This is a genomic window from Yunchengibacter salinarum, from assembly GCF_037658235.1.
Lineage (GTDB): Bacteria > Pseudomonadota > Alphaproteobacteria > Sphingomonadales > Kordiimonadaceae > Yunchengibacter > Yunchengibacter salinarum.
This window is the reverse complement of the sequence record NZ_JBBJLN010000010.1, coordinates 57,843-74,625: the sequence shown is the minus strand read 5'-3', so window position 1 is coordinate 74,625 and position 16,783 is coordinate 57,843. Positions and strand designations below refer to the sequence as shown.

The 16,783-nt window shown below is 60.9% G+C and carries 16 protein-coding genes; 13 read left to right on the top strand and 3 right to left on the bottom strand.

The window, feature by feature from the left end; all coding sequences use genetic code 11:
• Positions 1–19 precede the first annotated feature (19 nt).
• The gene (locus WGH93_RS11820; RefSeq protein WP_374765097.1) at positions 20–481 is read right to left on the bottom strand and encodes a c-type cytochrome; all 462 of its coding nucleotides are present in this window, start codon (positions 479–481) and stop codon (positions 20–22) included.
• 194 nt (positions 482–675) lie between these two features.
• Here WGH93_RS11820 and WGH93_RS11815 point away from each other — a divergent pair, with 194 nt between their 5' ends.
• Positions 676–1,524 carry a hypothetical protein gene (locus tag WGH93_RS11815; RefSeq protein ID WP_374765096.1) on the top strand — a complete coding sequence of 283 codons (849 nt, stop codon included), beginning with the start codon at positions 676–678 and terminating at the stop codon, positions 1,522–1,524.
• 73 nt (positions 1,525–1,597) lie between these two features.
• Here the strand turns inward: WGH93_RS11815 and WGH93_RS11810 are convergent, their stop codons facing one another.
• On the bottom strand, positions 1,598–2,014 hold the full coding sequence (locus WGH93_RS11810; protein ID WP_374765167.1) for a GcrA family cell cycle regulator: 417 nt from the start codon (positions 2,012–2,014) through the stop codon (positions 1,598–1,600).
• 197 nt (positions 2,015–2,211) lie between these two features.
• On the opposite strand from WGH93_RS11810, the gene WGH93_RS11805 reads away from it, so the two are divergent.
• The 4 genes from WGH93_RS11805 (at position 2,212) to WGH93_RS11790 (ending at position 6,445) form a co-directional block, all read left to right on the top strand.
• Positions 2,212–3,027: an ABC transporter permease gene (locus tag WGH93_RS11805; RefSeq protein WP_374765095.1), complete on the top strand. Its 816-nt coding sequence runs from the start codon at positions 2,212–2,214 to the stop codon at positions 3,025–3,027.
• A gap of 212 nt (positions 3,028–3,239) precedes the next feature.
• Positions 3,240–4,436: an aspartate aminotransferase family protein gene (locus WGH93_RS11800; protein ID WP_374765094.1), complete on the top strand. Its 1,197-nt coding sequence runs from the start codon at positions 3,240–3,242 to the stop codon at positions 4,434–4,436.
• Positions 4,437–4,476: 40 nt separating this feature from the next.
• Entirely contained in the window at positions 4,477–5,421 is a 945-nt protein-coding gene (argF, locus tag WGH93_RS11795; protein WP_374765093.1) for an ornithine carbamoyltransferase, read from the top strand.
• 37 nt (positions 5,422–5,458) lie between these two features.
• Entirely contained in the window at positions 5,459–6,445 is a 987-nt protein-coding gene (locus WGH93_RS11790) for an Hsp33 family molecular chaperone HslO (RefSeq protein WP_374765092.1), read from the top strand.
• 59 nt (positions 6,446–6,504) lie between these two features.
• Here the strand turns inward: WGH93_RS11790 and WGH93_RS11785 are convergent, their stop codons facing one another.
• Entirely contained in the window at positions 6,505–7,704 is a 1,200-nt protein-coding gene (locus WGH93_RS11785; protein ID WP_374765091.1) for a DNA adenine methylase, read from the bottom strand.
• Between the two features lie 89 nt (positions 7,705–7,793).
• Here WGH93_RS11785 and WGH93_RS11780 point away from each other — a divergent pair, with 89 nt between their 5' ends.
• The 8 genes from WGH93_RS11780 to htpG all read left to right on the top strand — a co-directional run bounded on the left by WGH93_RS11780 (position 7,794) and on the right by htpG (position 16,758).
• The gene (locus WGH93_RS11780) at positions 7,794–8,057 is read left to right on the top strand and encodes a helix-turn-helix domain-containing protein (RefSeq protein WP_374765090.1); all 264 of its coding nucleotides are present in this window, start codon (positions 7,794–7,796) and stop codon (positions 8,055–8,057) included.
• Complete coding sequence (locus WGH93_RS11775; protein WP_374765089.1) at positions 8,050–8,646, top strand: BglII/BstYI family type II restriction endonuclease; 597 nt, start codon at positions 8,050–8,052, stop codon at positions 8,644–8,646. The genes WGH93_RS11780 and WGH93_RS11775 overlap by 8 nt, the downstream gene beginning before the upstream one ends.
• Positions 8,647–9,029: 383 nt before the next feature.
• Positions 9,030–9,728, top strand: coding sequence for a glutathione S-transferase N-terminal domain-containing protein (locus tag WGH93_RS11770; protein ID WP_374765088.1), 699 nt, complete (start codon positions 9,030–9,032; stop codon positions 9,726–9,728).
• Between the two features lie 134 nt (positions 9,729–9,862).
• A complete protein-coding gene (locus WGH93_RS11765; protein ID WP_374765166.1) occupies positions 9,863–10,813 on the top strand; it encodes an ABC transporter ATP-binding protein in 951 nt (316 codons plus the stop codon).
• Positions 10,810–11,547, top strand: coding sequence for an ABC transporter permease subunit (locus tag WGH93_RS11760; RefSeq protein ID WP_374765087.1), 738 nt, complete (start codon positions 10,810–10,812; stop codon positions 11,545–11,547). Before WGH93_RS11765 ends, WGH93_RS11760 begins: the two co-directional genes overlap by 4 nt.
• Positions 11,547–13,442: a GldG family protein gene (locus WGH93_RS11755; RefSeq protein ID WP_374765086.1), complete on the top strand. Its 1,896-nt coding sequence runs from the start codon at positions 11,547–11,549 to the stop codon at positions 13,440–13,442. Before WGH93_RS11760 ends, WGH93_RS11755 begins: the two co-directional genes overlap by 1 nt.
• 28 nt (positions 13,443–13,470) lie before the next feature.
• Complete coding sequence (locus WGH93_RS11750; protein WP_374765085.1) at positions 13,471–14,742, top strand: DUF4340 domain-containing protein; 1,272 nt, start codon at positions 13,471–13,473, stop codon at positions 14,740–14,742.
• Positions 14,743–14,841: 99 nt separating this feature from the next.
• Positions 14,842–16,758, top strand: coding sequence for a molecular chaperone HtpG (gene htpG, locus WGH93_RS11745; protein WP_374765084.1), 1,917 nt, complete (start codon positions 14,842–14,844; stop codon positions 16,756–16,758).
• Positions 16,759–16,783 lie beyond the last annotated feature (25 nt).

Genomic DNA, 16,783 nt, shown 5'->3' with positions numbered 1-16,783 from the left:
CCGATCAGGCCGGGTCCGATCAATCCTTGCGATATTCGTCGTGGCAGGACTTGCAGTTCTTGAACATGGCCTTGGTGGCGGCGGGCACGCCCTCTTCGCTTTCCAGGGCGGACACCAGCGCCGCCGTGTCCGATTTGAAGCTGTCCAGCCGACTGGAAAAATCTTCCCAGTTCTCCCAGACCGCATCCTTGGAATCGGTTTTCCCCTGCTTGTGGCGGGTGTCCTTGGCAAAGGCATCCTTGGCCATGGCCGCGGCCTGATCCAAGATGCGGGCGTGGCCCAGCATCTGGCCGTCCAGATCAACCTCCCCTTTCATGTGCATGACGATATTCTTTGCCGAATAGCCCACCACTTCCATGAGCTGGTGGCGATATTTGGATTCGGTATAGCGGTCATCCTGTGCCGCATGGCTGCCATCGCCATGGGCAAAAACAGCCGACGTCAGGGCGGCGACAGCCGCCAGGCTCAGTGTTTTCCGCATTGTGAAGGGCTCCCTTTTAAGGCGGTCATATGAAGCGTTGTCCCGAAACACCCTACACAGCCTGTTCCGTGTGGCAATACGGGCTTTCCTGCTGATCGTATAAGGCGATATGGTGTGATTATTGCTTGCCTCTGATGGAAAAGCACCCGGCCATAAGATATTGCCGGGGGATATTGTGTTGGAGAATGACAGCAATGCCCGACATTTCGACCGGATTTTCCATCAGTCTGTCCCATCCCGACGTTCGCCGGATCGCGCTTCCCCAATCCGGCTTTCGGCAGATGGAGGGGCCGGAAAACCCTGCGCGTGATGAGGCCGCATCGGCGCTTTCCGCTTTTCAGCGATCCGACAGCTTTCAGGCGGCCACCGCCCTGCAAAACCGGGAGCGGCGCGCCGCCGACGTGGCCGCCATCTTCACCGATTCGTCCGGCAGGGTTCTGGCGAGCGTGGAGCGTGGCTCCCACAGCATGGGCACGATTCACAATCCGGGATTGCCCGATCCGGTTTTCGAGGCCCTGAAAAAATCGGCGGCTGCCAAGGGAGCGGGCGGCGCCGATGCCATCGCCCGCGAGATGGCGGATCGGCTCGCCGCATCGGGATCGGGGGTGACGGCCCACTTCTTCGCGCCGCAGACCGGCCCCACCGCCGGGCAGGTGCTGGATTTCACAAAGGGGCAGGGCGCGCGGTCCATGGATGCGCTGCTCGCCACGCGGCCAAAGCCGGCCCCGGCCCCCGGCGCCCTGACGGACGCCGAATCGGCCCGCGTGGCAGAGGCGGATGCGTTTCTCGCCAGCCTCAGGATCGATCTGTTGAAGGCGCAATCCGATGTGCCCGCCGCCATCCGGGATGACGTTCTGGGCCGTCTCCGCGAACAGGCGGAGCCCATATCCGCCGACGCGCCCACCGATGGCGCCAGCGCGGACGAGGCCGAATCACGGATCAGCGACACCGCACGGGACAGCGCCGCGGCAAGCGCGGCGGCGAGCCAGCCGGATATTCAGGACGATCTCGATGATGCGGACGCCGACAGGCAGCAGGGCTGACCTGACCTGTGCGCTTCTTGAGTGCGCCACTTGAGGCGCAACCCGCGCGGCGGTCAGGCTTGAGCCTGCCTGTTCAGGCCTGTTTGGACAGGCGCGGACGCTGCCGATCCCGGCGCGGCGGCTGGGCCTGATAGGCTTCCGCGCAGTGGCTGGCGCAATAGGGCATCCCCGACTCGCTCGGCTTGCCGCAAAAATGAAAGTCCGGCTCGCCGGGATGGCCGATCGGCCATTTGCACATGCGATCCGTCAGATCCAGCAGGCTGACCAGGGTTTTTTCCTGTTTGCGCGCGGTCTTGCGGCTGGTGCCACGGGCCTTTGCCTTGTCGTTCTTCACCGGCGACGGGCGCGATTTCAGACCGAGCCGGTGCGCCTTGCCGATCACGGCATTCCGCGTCACCCCTTCGCCCAGTTCCTTGGCGATCTGGCTGGCACTCAGCCCCTGATCCCAGAGCGTGCGCAGGGTTTCGATTCGCTCGTCCGTCCAGGCCATGCGGTTATCCTTTGTCCAGAAACAGTTGGGCGCGGTTTCCTTGCCCGCGCCGTTCATGCGCTTATATCCCGCAATGCGGTGGTTTGCCAAGGGGCGGGCTTGTGCCAATCCCCGGTGCGGGCTACACAGGCGCCGTGTTTATCGGGGTCCGCCGCCAGGCGTGGTGGGCCACAGCATCAGGAAGCAGGACCCGTCTTATGGCAGAAGAATCCGCGCCTCGCTATGGCCAGCGCAGCATCGGGCTCGTCAACTGGCTGGGCCTTTACACGCTTTACATGCGGGAAACCCGCCGTTTCATGAAGGTGTGGGCACAGACTTTGGCGGCCCCGGCGGTTACCACCATTCTGTTCATGGTGATCTTCAATCTGGCGCTGGGCGGTGATGCCCGCGTGGTGGCGGACATGCCCTATTCCACCTTTCTGGCGCCGGGGCTGATGGTGATGGCGATGATCCAGAACGGGTTCGCTAACACGTCCAGTTCCATCCTGATCGCCAAGATACAGGGCAATATCGTGGACACATTGATGCCCCCCCTGTCGGCGCTGGAACTGACCATCGGCTATCTGGCGGGCGGTGTTACGCGGGGCGTGGCCGTGGGGCTCTGCGTGGGGCTGGTGTTCTGGGCCATGCCGGGGATTTCGGTGACCATCCACCATATCTGGCCGGTGATCTATTTCAGCATTTCGGCCAGCATGATGATGGCGTTGATGGGGGCACTGACCGGCGTGTGGGCGCAAAAGTTCGACCATGCCGCCGCCATCCAGAACTTCATCATCGCGCCGCTGAGCCTGCTGTCGGGCACATTCTATTCCATCTCCCGGCTGGATGAGAGCTGGCAGACCTTTTCCCATCTCAACCCCTTCTTTTACCTGATCGACGGCTACCGCTATGGCTTTATCGATCGGGCGGACAGCAATTTGACCACGGGGGTGCTCTATACGCTGGCCATTAACCTGGTGCTGGTGGCGACGGTGTACTGGGTGTTCAAGCGCGGCTACAAGCTGAAAGCCTGACCCCGGCTGAGGCGGGGCGAAATGCCCCGGTGGCGGGCGTTGACTTCCCCTGATGCGCGCGGCATTGTTGCGGCGTTTTTTGGAGGGACAGCGAGAGCATGGCCGGTGTGGCGGCACACCGGCCCTGTTTTGTTGGAGGCCGCGCGGCGTTCACGGCCGTCGGCTGCGCCCGGCTGGCCCGGATCATTCATCGATCGAGGGGAGATAACGCCGTGATTCCAGCCCTTATGCCCACCTATAATCGCCTGCCTGTCCGTTTTGAGCGCGGGGAGGGGATGTATCTCTATGACGAGACCGGCAAGGCCCATCTGGATTTTTATGCCGGGATCGGCGTGAATTGCCTGGGCCATTGCCACCCCTATCTGGTTTCCGCGCTGAAGGATCAGGCGGAAAAGCTGTGGCATGTGGCCAATATCTATGAAATCCCCGGTCAGGAGCGCATGGCGCGGCGGCTGGTGGACCTGACCTTCGCCGACACGGTGTTCTTCAACAATTCCGGCGCCGAGGCCATCGAGACCGCGATCAAGATGGTGCGCAAATACCATTATGACAAAGGCAACGCGCCCGGCCACCGGATCATCACCTTTTCGTCCGCCTTTCACGGGCGCACGCTGGGCGGCATCGCCGCGGCGGGGCAGGAAAAGCTGGTCAAGGGGTTCGAGCCCATCCCCGAAGGCTTCGATGTGGTGGATTTCTGCGACCTGGACGCGGTGAAGGCGGCCATCACGCCGGAAACCGGCGGCATCATGGTGGAGCCGGTGCAGGGGGAAGGCGGCATCCGCCCGATCCCGGCGGATGTGCTTCAGGGCCTGCGGAAGATCGCGGACGAGAACAATCTGCTGCTGGTGTTCGATGAAATTCAGTGCGGCGTGTCCCGCACCGGCAAATTCTTTGCCCATGAATGGGCGGACGTGAAACCGGATATCGTCACCATCGCCAAGGGCATTGGCGGCGGCTTCCCCATGGGCGCCTGCCTTGCCACCGAAGAAGCGGCCAGCGGTATGACCGGCGGCACCCACGGCACCACCTTTGGCGGCAATCCGCTGGCCATGGCGGTGGGCAATGCGGTGCTGGATATCGTCACCACGGATGATTTCCTTGAGCACAGCCGCGCCATGGGCGCCTATCTGCATGAGCGGCTGCACGCCCTTCAGCACAAGCATGACGGGCTGGTCAGCGAGGTGCGCGGCCTTGGCCTGATGGCGGGCATCCGCATCCCGGACTGCCCCAATCCGCGCGCGGTCCTGAAGGATATGGTGCATCGTGGCCTGTGCCCCGCCGTTGCCGGCCAGAATGTGGTGCGCCTGCTGCCGCCCCTGATTCTTGAGAAAACCCATGTGGACGCGGCGGTGGAGATCATGGACACCGCCCTGGCCCATTATGCGCAAAAAGGCTGGCCGGAAGGGTGATTCCCACCCCCCGGCTCCATGCCCCCTGGAGAGTGGCGTTATGAGCACACCCGGTTCCTGTAACCATTTCATCGATCTGGCCGACTGCGACGCGGCGACCCTGACCCGGCTGCTGGACGAAGCGGCCCGCCGCAAGGTCGCCCGTGCCGGTCAGCCAAAGGGGGTGGCTGATGCGGACAGGCCGCTTGCCGGGCACATGCTGGCCATGGTGTTTGAAAAGGCATCCACCCGCACCCGGATCAGTTTCGACATGGCGATGCGGCAACTGGGCGGTGAGACCATGGTGTTGCAGGGCGACACCATGCAGCTTGGGCGCGGTGAAAGCGTGGCGGACACGGCCCGCGTCATGGGGCGCTATGTGGACGGCCTGATGATCCGGGCGCGGTCCCACGGCCATGTGCGGGAAATGGCCGACAATGCGGGCGTGCCGGTGATCAATGCGCTGACCGATCGGTCCCATCCCTGCCAGATCATGGCCGACCTGCTGACCCTGCGGGAGCATTTCGGGCCGGACCTGAGCGCCCTGACCCTCGCCTGGGTGGGGGACGGCAACAATATGGCCAATACCTTCATAGAGGCGGCGGCGATTCTCGGTTTCACGCTGAGGGTCTGCACGCCCGCCGGATACGAGGTGGACGGCGACGTGATGCGCTGGGCCGCTGGCCGGATGGCGGAAATCGAGATCGTCCGCGATCCGCGGGAAGCGGTGGCGGGTGCCCATGGCGTGATCACCGACACCTGGGTCAGCATGGGCGATGACCGCACCGGGGACCGGTTGGCCGCCTTCAGCGCTTTCCGGGTGGATGAGGATTTGATGGCCGCGGCGGGCGAGGATGCGGTGTTCCTGCACTGCCTGCCCGCCCACAGGGGCGAGGAAGTCACCGATGCGGTGATGGACGGCCCCCGCGCCCTGGTCTGGGACGAGGCGGAAAACCGTCTTCACGCGCAGAAGGCCGTTCTGTTACATGTATTTGGCTGCCTGTAGGGACGGGCGGTCAACAGCCAAGCGAGAAAGACTGCTGATGAGCGAGACGCCGATCGTCGTCAAGGACCCGGCGGACAGCCGGGACAACGAGGTGCGCCCCTTTCAGATAGAGGGCATGGAAGTGCGGGGCCGCGCGGTGCGGCTCGGCACCACTGTGGACCGCATCCTCAGCGCCCATGATTACCCCGATCCGGTGCGGCGGGTTCTGGGGGAAGTGCTGGTGCTGACCGCCATGCTGGGGTCCATGATGAAGTTCGAGGGCATCGTCACCGTTCAGATGAAAGCCGAAGGGCCGGTGCCCATGATGGTGGCGGATTTCGAGCGGAAAGCCGATGGCGACGGGCATTTGCGCGGCTATGCGGGCATGGACGAGGACCAGCTTGCCCGCATGGCCCCCGATGCGGACTTCAAGGAGCTGATCAGCGGGCGCAAGGGCTATTTCGCCATCACCATCGATCAGGGCCGGGACATGGAACGCTATCAGGGCATTGTGGACCTGGACGGCGACAGCGTGGAAGAGGTGGCCCGCACCTATTTCCGCAATTCCGAGCAACTGCCCACGGCCATGCAGATTCATGCCCGGCGCGACGGGGTGATCGGCCACTGGCGCGCGGGCGGCATCATGGTGCAGCATCTGGCGCGCGGCGAGGAAGGCCATGAACGCCTGCTGGACCGGGAAACCGAAGAACAGTGGAACCGCGCTCATATCCTGATGGAAACGGTCACGGACACGGAATTGCTCGGCCCGGACCTGGATCTGGACAAGCTGTTGCTGCGCCTGTTTCACGAGGACGGCGTGCGCGTGTTCGCGCGTTCGCCGGTGGTCATGGGCTGCCGGTGCAGCCGGGATCGCCTGCTGGGCGTGCTCAGCCAGTTTTCCCGCGATGATATCGACCATATGGTGGTGGACGGTGTGATTGCGGTGAATTGCCAGTTCTGTAACAGCACATTTGATTTCGACCCCGAAACGGTCATGGCCGCCGCCGGGCACGCCACCGGGCCGGAAAGCGATGGAAAAAATTAATATCTTATTAGAAAGATTGCTTGGAAATTAGGCTTATATAATTACGGGAGATCGCAGGCTTATTTGATAAGTATCAGGCACTCTTGCACGTCTCTATGTCTGTCCTCTTTTCGTCCTAGGGTCATGTGTCGGTGATCGGTTGTAATGATTTTGATTTTCTTATCTTTGAAAAATTCTTTTGCCATATCTAGTAGAAAATCTATAGTAATCATGCCGGTATTGCTATAACTCAAAACTAATTTTGATCCTGATTCTTTAACGCCAGAAAAGAGCCTTTCAAAGGCGGAAGGAACCTGTGTCTTTATGCAGAAAGGCGACTGGTGACGATCATCCCGGTAGCGGCCTTTAACTACTCTCCCTCCTTTTTTCTGGAGGCTAGGATAGTCATAGAGAACGAGTGTTTCTAATGCGTGGTAGAAGCGGCTATAATGGACGAAACAGTACGGTGGATCAGCGTATACTGTTCCACCAGAAATTTTTTTTAGGCACTCTTCGTAATTTAGTGTTGTTGATTCATGGCGTGTTTTTGGAGGGCTTTTGGGAATAAAGTTAGATAATTCAATATATTTTCGATAAAAATAATCAGAAATTGACCTTTGTCTATAAATCAAAATATCTTTCAGGGATGAAGCGGTATGGGCGTCTCTATATTGGGCATAATGACCTGTGCCTTGGCTGCAGTAGGCCATCGCGTACATTATCGCAGAGATCAGAACCGGATAATATGGCGTATTTCTATGGTATTCCGAGAATTCGCGAAGAGCATCAATCCATAGACATTGATCATAACTCCACCAAGTTCCTGAGTAATATTTTGCAAAAAGGTGCCATTTATAATTAAAATTTTCATTTATTAGGTTTTTCTGATCGTCTTCAAACTTTAAAAACTCTTCTTTTGATTGTATATCCTCGAAATTTGTTTTTTTATTTATTCTATTTCTTTCTACTATTTTTTTAACCTCATCTAATATTTCAACTGCGGAAGGCTTGTATTTTACGTGGTAGGATAGATTATAAGTATCAGAAATTATTCTAGAGTAGCTTTGTATGTCGTTAGAATGCACTTTGCATTGCTGGCCAATGGCCCCTGCGAGTGTAGCGCTTCCAGAAAATAAATCGCACACTGTTCCGCCGTCATATACTTCATTAACTCCTTCTATTAAAAAGTTAATTATTTTAGATTTAGATCCCATGTATTTTACGATTTTAGGGTAGTGCCGTGCGGACAACTTGGTGGATCCTTTGTTGATTAATATCATAGCACCCTCTTATTAAAACAATATCCCAATATCGGATATTTGAGACACTATGCTATCTGTCAAGCAGTGTCAAATTCAATACTAAGGGAATGGCAGGGGTGAGTCTTTGGGACCAGGAAAGTGTTATAATTAGGGAGCTGATGGTGGAGTTTCGTAATGAGGCGCAACTGACACAAAGTCAGTTAGCTAAAATGTTGAATCGACCGCAGAGTTATGTGTCCAAATATGAAAGTGGCGAGAAACAGTTGACTTTACCGGAGATAGAAAAAATTGTGCAACACTGCGGTAGAAACTTAAAAGATTTCGTCTTTAGTTACATGAATGAGTTAGAAAGGGTAAAGATTAATGAATAATTTGTTTAGGCACTTTCCCCGCGGTTTTGATGATAAGTATAAAATTCTTGAATGGAATTCCGCTTTGGCTATTCTTACAACTGATTTTGGGGAGCAATTTGCAGACATTTGTTCGGTTCTGAACGAGTTTCAGCTCAGGAGAAGTGATGTGGTTGCTGGGGGAGGCTCAAAGTCAGAAGTGGCGAAATTTCTGGATAATAGACTTGAGGATCTAGGTTGGAGCGAATATAAATTCGAGATTTCCATAGATATCGATGGGAATAAAATTAGTGCTCCAACTCACAAGATTGACTGCGTCAAAGGGAAGGTGGCGCTTGATATTGAATGGAACAATAAGACAGAATTCTATGATCGGGATCTCAATAATTTTAGGAAATTGTATGATTTGGGTGCAATTTCTGTTGGTGTAATTGTGACTAGAGCAACAGAGCTTCAAAGAGAGGTTTTCAAGCCTCTCGGAGTTGGTAAAAAATATGGAGCGTCAACAACGCATTTAGATAAACTTATTCCGAAGGTTGAAGGAGGGGGGAATGGTGGATGTCCATTGCTGGTTATTGCAGTGAAGCCAGGGGCATACGTTAATGATTGACCCATAAGTATTTCAAATTGGCAAATTTAATTTATTTCTTTGCCACTTTCCTGTCACTTTCCTGCCGCTTGCGGGCCATTTTACCGGTGCATATCTGATCGTGCCCATCCCCCGCGGTGCCCCGTGCGGATTGGGTGGGTCGCCATCCCGTTTGGCGGCCCTTGATTGGAACCGGCCCGGTATGGCGGACCCATACCCCATGCCCCGTGCCCCATCCCCCTCAGCCCCTGAGCACGGTGGCACCCGCCAATGACCCAAGGCCGGGCCGGTTCCCTTTTCCCCGATCCCGACTTTCGCGCGCGCACGCCCTCTTGCGGCCCGTGCTTTTGCCGCTTACCTGTGAAGCGTTTGCACGTCGATAATGGATCATTGGGGAGAGGGTCATGCGGCAGCTTTACGAATTATGCAGCGAGGACGAGGCGATCCGGTTCAGTCCTTTTGTCTGGCGCGCCCGGTTGGCCCTTCGCCACAAGGGGCTGGACTTTCAGACCGTGCCATGGCGCTTCCGGGAAAAGGACCGGATTGCGGGCTCCGGCTCGAAGACCGTGCCGGTGCTCAATGACGACGGGCGCTGGGTCAGCGACAGCGCCGTGATCGCCCGCTATCTGGATGACCACTATCCCGACCATCCGCTTCTGGGTGTGGATGCGGCGCGGGGCATGGCCGCCTTCATCGAAAACTGGGTGGATGGCACGCTGGTGGCGCAGATTTTTCCCATGATCGCCAAGGATATCGTGGCCCTGCTCGATGAGGAGGACCGCACCTATTTCCGCGAAACCCGCGAACCGCGCCTTGGTAAAACGCTGGAAGAAGCGGCGGCTGAACAGCCGGAGCGCCTGACCGCGTTTCACAAATCGCTCGCCCCCATGCGGCGCACTCTGAAGCAGCAGACCTATCTGGGCGGCGACCGGCCCGCCTGGGCCGATTATGTGGCGGCGAGCCCCTTTATCTGGGCGCGGATCGCCAGCCCCATGGCCCTGCTGGACGGGGAGGACATCATCGCCGACTGGCTGGACCGGATCATGGACCTGTTCGACGGCGATGCCCGCAAGGCGCCGCGCGGCCACGGGCAGGCCGCCTGATCCGGGGGCGGGCCGGTTCCGGTCAGGGGCGGGCCTGGCGTGCAGGCGCTTGCGTCCGCCCGGTTTGGGGATTATCACCGGGCGAACCCCGTGGTTCGGGGTGAACAGCAGCAGGGGGAACAGCCATGTCGGTTCTGATTGAAGCCGAGGGACTGACCCGCCGGTTCGACGACACGCTGGCGGTGGACAATGTGTCCTTGAGTGTGAAACAGGGCGAAGTGCTGGGATTTCTCGGCCCCAACGGGGCGGGCAAGACCACCACCATGAAAATGCTGACCGGCTATCTGGCGCCCACCGCGGGCACGGCCCGGATTTGCGGCCTGCCGGTGACCGGCGGCGGCGCCGGGGCCCGTCGGCGTATTGGCTATCTGCCCGAAGGGGCGCCGCTTTATGGCGACATGACCCCGCGCGCCTTTCTGACCTTTGTGGCCCGCGCCCATGGGCTGGAACGCGGGCGCATCGGCTCCACCGTGGAAAGCGCGGCCCGCGCCGTGCATCTGGACCGGGTGATGGAACAGCGCATCGACACGCTGTCCAAGGGCTTTCGCCGTCGTGTGGGGTTGGCAGCGGCGATCCTTCATGCGCCCGATGTGCTGATCCTGGACGAACCCACGGACGGGCTGGACCCCAATCAGAAACACGATGTGCGCAACCTGATCGAGATGATGGCCCGCGACCGCGCCATCATCATCTCCACCCATATCCTTGAGGAGGTGGAAGCCCTGTGCAGCCGTGCCGTCATCATTCATGAAGGCCGCCTTGTGGCTGATGACAGCCCCAGCGCGCTGCGCCGCCGGTCGCGCTATGTGAACGCCATTTCCATGACCGTTTCCAGCGCCATCGCCGCCGATGTGCGCGCGGTGCTTGATGCCCTTCCGGGTGTCGCCGGGGTGGAGGAAAGCCATGAAGGTGCCGTGGTGCGGCTGACCGCCCTGTCGGGCGATCGCGGTGATATTTCCGCCCCCGTGGCCGAGGCGGTGGAGCGCTATGGCTGGGATGTGGACCAGTTCGCCATTGAAGGCGGGCGGCTGGACGACGTGTTTTTCAGCCTGACCCGTGGTGAGAGTGAGGAGCACGCGGCATGACAGCGGTTGGTACGGTTTTCAGACGCGAATTTGCCAGTTATTTCAACACCCCGCTGGCGTATGTCTATCTGGTGATCTTTCTGGTTCTGCAAGGTCTGTTCACCTTTTATGTGGGCCAGTTCTTCGAGCGCGAGCAGGCGGACCTGACCCCCTTTTTCAGCTATCATCCATGGCTTTACCTGTTCTTCATTCCCGCCATTGCCATGCGGCTGTGGGCGGAGGAGCGCCGGTCGGGCACCATGGAGCTTCTGTTGACCCTGCCATTGCCGGCCGGGGCCGTGGTGCTGGGCAAATATCTGGCCGCGCTGACCTTTGCGGCGCTGGCGCTGGCGCTGACCTTTCCCATATGGATCACCGTGGCCTGGCTGGGTGACCCGGATCACGGGGTGATCGTTACCGGCTATCTGGGCTCGCTGCTGATGGCGGCCAGCTATCTGGCCATTGGCGCGGCCATGTCCGCCATGACGCGCAATCAGGTGGTGGCCTTCATCCTGTCGGTCATGGTGTGCTTCCTGTTCCTGGTCAGCGGCCTGCCCATGGTGCTGGAAGGGGTGCGCGCCATCGCGCCGGACCAGATCACCCTGGCGGTGGCGAACCTGTCTTTTCTCAGCCATTTCGAAACCATCCGCAAGGGCGTGGTCACGGCCAATGACCTGATCTTCTTTCTGGGCATGATCGCGCTCTGGCTCTGGATCAACCGGGTGGTGGTGGAAATCAAGCGGGAGGCCGGCTGATGACCGAGGTGGATACGCAACAGGATACGGGCGGGCAAAAGGGCGCCGGGCGCAGGGGCGGGCTGTTCAGCCGGCCTGCCGTCATGATGACTCTGGCGGTGCTGCTTTTCCTGTCGGTCACGGTGATATCGGATCGCTATCTGCGCGGCGCCCGGCTGGACCTGACGGAAAACGGGTTGTATTCGCTGTCCGGCGGCACCGAACAGGTGCTGGACGGGCTGGAAGAGCCGGTGCGGCTGACCTTTTACTTCTCCGAAGGGCTGGCATCCAATTATCCGGGGCTGCTGGCCTATGGCAAGCGCGTGCGGGATATGCTGCGCGCCATCAGGGCCGAAGCGCCGGACAAGGTGACGCTGGACGTGGTCACGCCGGAGCCCTTCTCCCGCGCGGAGGACCGGGCCGTGGCGGCGGGCCTGAACGGCGTGCCCCTTCAGGACGGCTCCACGCTCTATCTGGGGCTGGTGGCCCGCAACACGCTGGACGGGGAGGAGGTGATTCCCTTCTTCGCGCAGGAGCGGGAGCGTTTTCTGGAATATGACGTGGCCCGCATGATCTCCGGCCTTCAGGTGCGGGATGCGAAACAGCTTACCCTGATCAGCCGGTTGCCGCTGTCCACCGGTCATGGCGGGCCGCAGGCCATGATGAACGGCCAGTCGGCCCCTTATGTGATCTTCGAGCGGCTGACGGAACTGTTCGAGGTGGAGACCCTTCCGGACGATTTCGATGCCATCCCGAATGCCACCGACGTGCTGATGATCGCCCATCCCGGCGCCATGGAAACGCGCCAGTACAAGGCGATCGAGCGCTATGTGCTGTCGGGCGGCAAGGCCATCGTGATGGTGGACCCGCACGCCGAAAGCCTTGGCGCCGGGCGGCCCGGTGACGGCGTGCGGGGCAGTGATCTGGGCCCCCTGCTGGATGCCTGGGGCGTGCGGCTGACGGATGGCAAGGTGGTGGCCGACCGCACCTTTGCCCAGAAGGTGTCCATGGGCGGTTACGGGCCGGATTCCGTGAAGGACTATCTGTTCTGGGTGGCCCCCACCGGCGACGCGCTCGATCAGTCGGATGTGGTCACCGGCCCGCTGGATAATGTCACCTTTGCCACGGTGGGCGCGCTGGAAGCGGTGGACGGGGCCGAAACCCGGCTTCAACCGCTGATCCGTTCCAGCATGAATGCCGCCCTGATGGATGTGGACCGCGCCGCCGGGCAGCCGGACCCGGATGCCCTGCTGCGGCAGTTCGAGGGCAGCGGTCAGCGCTATACACTGGCGGCCCGGCTTACGGGTACGGCGCCGTCCGCCTATCCCGAAGCCGGCGGCGATCCCCCCCGATCCGGCGATGTGAACCTGGCCGTGATCGCGGACAGCGACATGCTGGACGACCGCTTCTGGGTGCAGACACAGGATTATTTCGGCGAGCGTGTGAGCGTGCCGGTGAGCGGCAATGGCTCTTTCATCCTGAACCTGGCGGAGCAGATGGCCGGGTCCGAGGCGCTTCTCGGCCTGCGGTCGCGCGGGGTGTCAAAGCGTCCGTTTGAAAAGGTGGATGCCCTGCGCCGCCGGGCCGAGGCCCGCTATCTGGAGCGGGAGCAGGCGCTTCAGGAGCAGCTTGAGGCCACCGAGCAGCGCATTCGCGCCCTGGAGCAGAGCCGGGGGGAGACCGGCGAGGTCTTTTCCCCCGAGGCGCAGGCGGAACTGGACCGCTTCCGTGACCGTCTGCTGGAAACGCGGCAACAGCTCAGGGCGGTGAAGCGGTCGCTCAGGCAGGATATCGAAAGGCTGGGGGGCCGACTGGCGGCCATCAATATCGCCCTTGTGCCGCTTCTGGTGGTGCTGGCCGGGCTGGTGCGGTTCTGGCTGCGCCGCCGCCGGGTCCGTCAGATTCGGCCATCATGACGCCTGCACAAAGGTGGGAGACAAGACCATGTCCACGCGACTGACCACACTGCTTGGCTGGCTCACATTGCTGGCCGTTCTGGGGGCGATCTGGGTTCTGTTCGGCGAGCCGCCGGGCGCCACCAAGGGGGGGCGCGGCGAACCGCTGTTCCCTGAACTGGCCAACCGCATCAACAGCGCCGACCGGCTGGAGCTGACCGGCCAGGACCGGCAGGTGACCCTTGCCCGCGCGGACGGCGCCTGGCGTGTGACCGACCGGGCCGGGTATCCCGCCGATCAGGCGCGCGTGCGGGATGTGCTGCGCGGGCTGGTGCTGTCCCGGCGCCGGGAGCCCAAAACCGCCAATGCGGACTGGTTCGCGCGCATCGGCCTGGGTGAAAAGGCGGTGACGCTGACCGTGCTGCGCGGCACGGGCACGCGGCTGGCGCAGCTTGATCTGGGCGAGCGATCCGCCAATCGGGCCGGTGACAGCCTGACCTATGTGAAGCGCACGGACGAGCCGCGAAGCTGGCTGGTGACCGGCCTGCCGCGCGTTTCGGCGAACCCCGGATTCTGGATCGACAAGACATTGCTGGGGGTTGATCAGGTGGCGATCCGCTCGGTGGCGCTTGGCGGCCCGGATCGCACCTCGGCCACGCTGGCCCGGCAGGCGCCGGACGAGGCATTCGTTCTGGCTGATATGGCGGAGGACGAGACGCCCGTATCCCGGTGGTCGCGGCGGGAACCGGCGCGCGTGCTGTCGGGCCTGTCGCCGGAAGATGTGCGCAGCGGCAACAACCCGATCGATGCGCCGGTGGGCCATGTGACCCTGACCGGCTTTGACGGGCTGGTGGTGCGGCTGGCCCTGTTCGACGGCGCGGCGCTGGGGGCGGAGGAGGGCCTGTGGGCGCGGATCAGCGCCGATGTGGCCGAGACCCTCCCCGCGGACGGCGACGATCAGGCCGGGGAAGAGACGCCAGCGGCAGACGCGCCAGCCGAAGCCCCATTAGCTGAAGACGGGGCAGCGGAAGAGCCATCCGATGCATCCGAAGGGCCACAGGCACGGGCGGCGGCGCTGATGGTCCGCACGCGCGGCTGGCTGTACCGCCTGCCCGCGGATGCGGCGGATGTGCTGACCCGCGACCGCTCGGCCTTTCTGGCGGACTCGCCGGACAGCGCGTCGGGCGCAGTGGATCGCGCCCTTGAAGCCCCGGCCAGCGATGCCGCCGGGGACGATGGCGGGGACGATGGCGGGACCGCCATGGACGATAACAGAGAAAATGACGCGGAAAATGACGATGGGGGCGGGCCTGCCTCTTGAAGCCGGGCGGGGGGTTCTTATCTCCCAGCGGAGAGCTTTCGGGTGCGGGGTCCGCATTCGTCCTTCAATCAGTGAATGATTACAGTCAAAGGGTCCGTAATGAACGACACAACGGAGAAAACGGAAACGGGTGAAACGCTGGGCTTCGAGGCGGAGGTCTCCCGCCTGCTGAAACTGATGGTCCATTCGGTCTATTCCGAGCGGGAGATTTTCCTGCGCGAGCTGATCTCCAACGCGTCGGATGCCTGCGACAAGCTGCGCTATGCCGCGCTGACGGAACCGTCCCTGACACAGGACGACCCGGATTTTCACATCAACATTTCGGTGGACCCGGACGCGCGCACCATCACGGTCAGCGATAACGGGATCGGCATGAACAAGGCCGACCTGAAGGACAATCTGGGCACCATTGCGCGCTCCGGCACCAGCAGCTTCATGGATCAGCTCACCGGCGACGCGCAGAAGGATGTGCAGTTGATCGGCCAGTTCGGCGTGGGCTTCTATTCCGTTTTCATGGTGGCGGACAAGGTGCAGGTGACCACCCGCCGCGCCGGTGAGGATGACGCCTGGGCCTGGGAAAGCGACGGTGAGGGCAGCTATACCATCAACCCCGCCGGGAAAGAGGGGCGCGGCACCGATATCGTCCTGCACATCAAGGAGGACGCGGACGAATTCCTCAGCCAGCACCGGCTGGAGCATGTGATCAAGACCTATTCGGATCATATCGCCGTGCCCATCACGCTCGCCATCAAGGGGGCCACGGATGAAGACGGCAATGAAAAGGGCGCCGAGCGGCTGAACGATGGCAAGGCGCTGTGGACCCGCCCCAAGTCCGAGATCACGGAGGAGCAGTACACCGAATTCTACCGCCATGTGAGCCATGCCTTTGACGAACCGGCCCACACCATCCACTGGAAAGCGGAAGGGATGCAGGAATATACGGTGCTGCTGTTCATCCCCTCCCAGCAGCCCATGGACCTGTTCGATCCGGCGCGCAAGGGGCGGCTCAAGCTCTATGTGAAGCGGATTTTCATTACCGAGGATGCGGGCGATGTACTGCCCGGCTGGCTGCGTTTCCTGCGCGGCGTGGTGGACAGCCAGGACCTGCCGCTGAACATCAGCCGTGAAATGTTGCAGAACAATCCGGCGGTGACCCGTATGTCAAAGGCCATCACCAAGAAGGTGGTGGGCGAACTGACCCGGCTGGCGGACAAGGATCAGGATAGCTTTTTCAAGATATGGGAAGCCTTCGGCCCCGTTATCAAGGAAGGCATCTATGAGGACCATGAGCGCCGGGATCAGCTTCTTGAACTGGCGCGCTTCAAGTCCACCAAGGCGGATGGCTGGACCACATTGAAGGACTATGTGTCCCGCATGAAGGACGGCCAGAAAACCATCTATTACGTTACCGGAACGGATGAAAAGACGGTGGCGCGCAGCCCGCAGCTTGAAGGTTTCCGGGACAAGGATGTGGAAGTGCTGCTGCTGTCGGACGCGGTGGATGACTTCTGGCTTCAGATGGTGCCGGACTATGACGACAAGCCGCTGAAATCCATCACCCGCGGCGCCAGCGAGCTGAAAGACCTGGGCGACGGGGACAAGGCGGACAAGAAGCCGGAAGACAGCGCCAGCGAGGACGAGATGACCCGGCTGACCGCGCTGATGAAAACGGTGCTGGGGGATGTGGTGGCCGATGTGCGCCCGTCCGACCGCCTGACCAAAACCGCCGCCTGTCTGGTGGCGGACGATCAGGCCATGGACATGCATCTGGAACGGTTGCTGAAGGCGCACAACCAGCTTGACCGGATGAGCGCCAAGATTCTGGAAGTGAATCCCGCCAATCCGCTGATTCGCAAGCTGGCGGCCAGGGCGGCGGACGACAATGCCGCCAACACGCTGACCGACCCGGTGCATCTGGTGCTGGATCAGGCCCGCATCCTGGAGGGCGATCCCCCCGCCGACCCCACCGCCTTCGCCGAACGCCTCTCCCGCGCCATGGAGCAGGGGCTAGCTTAATTTTTAGGCGTTGAAATTTTCTCCG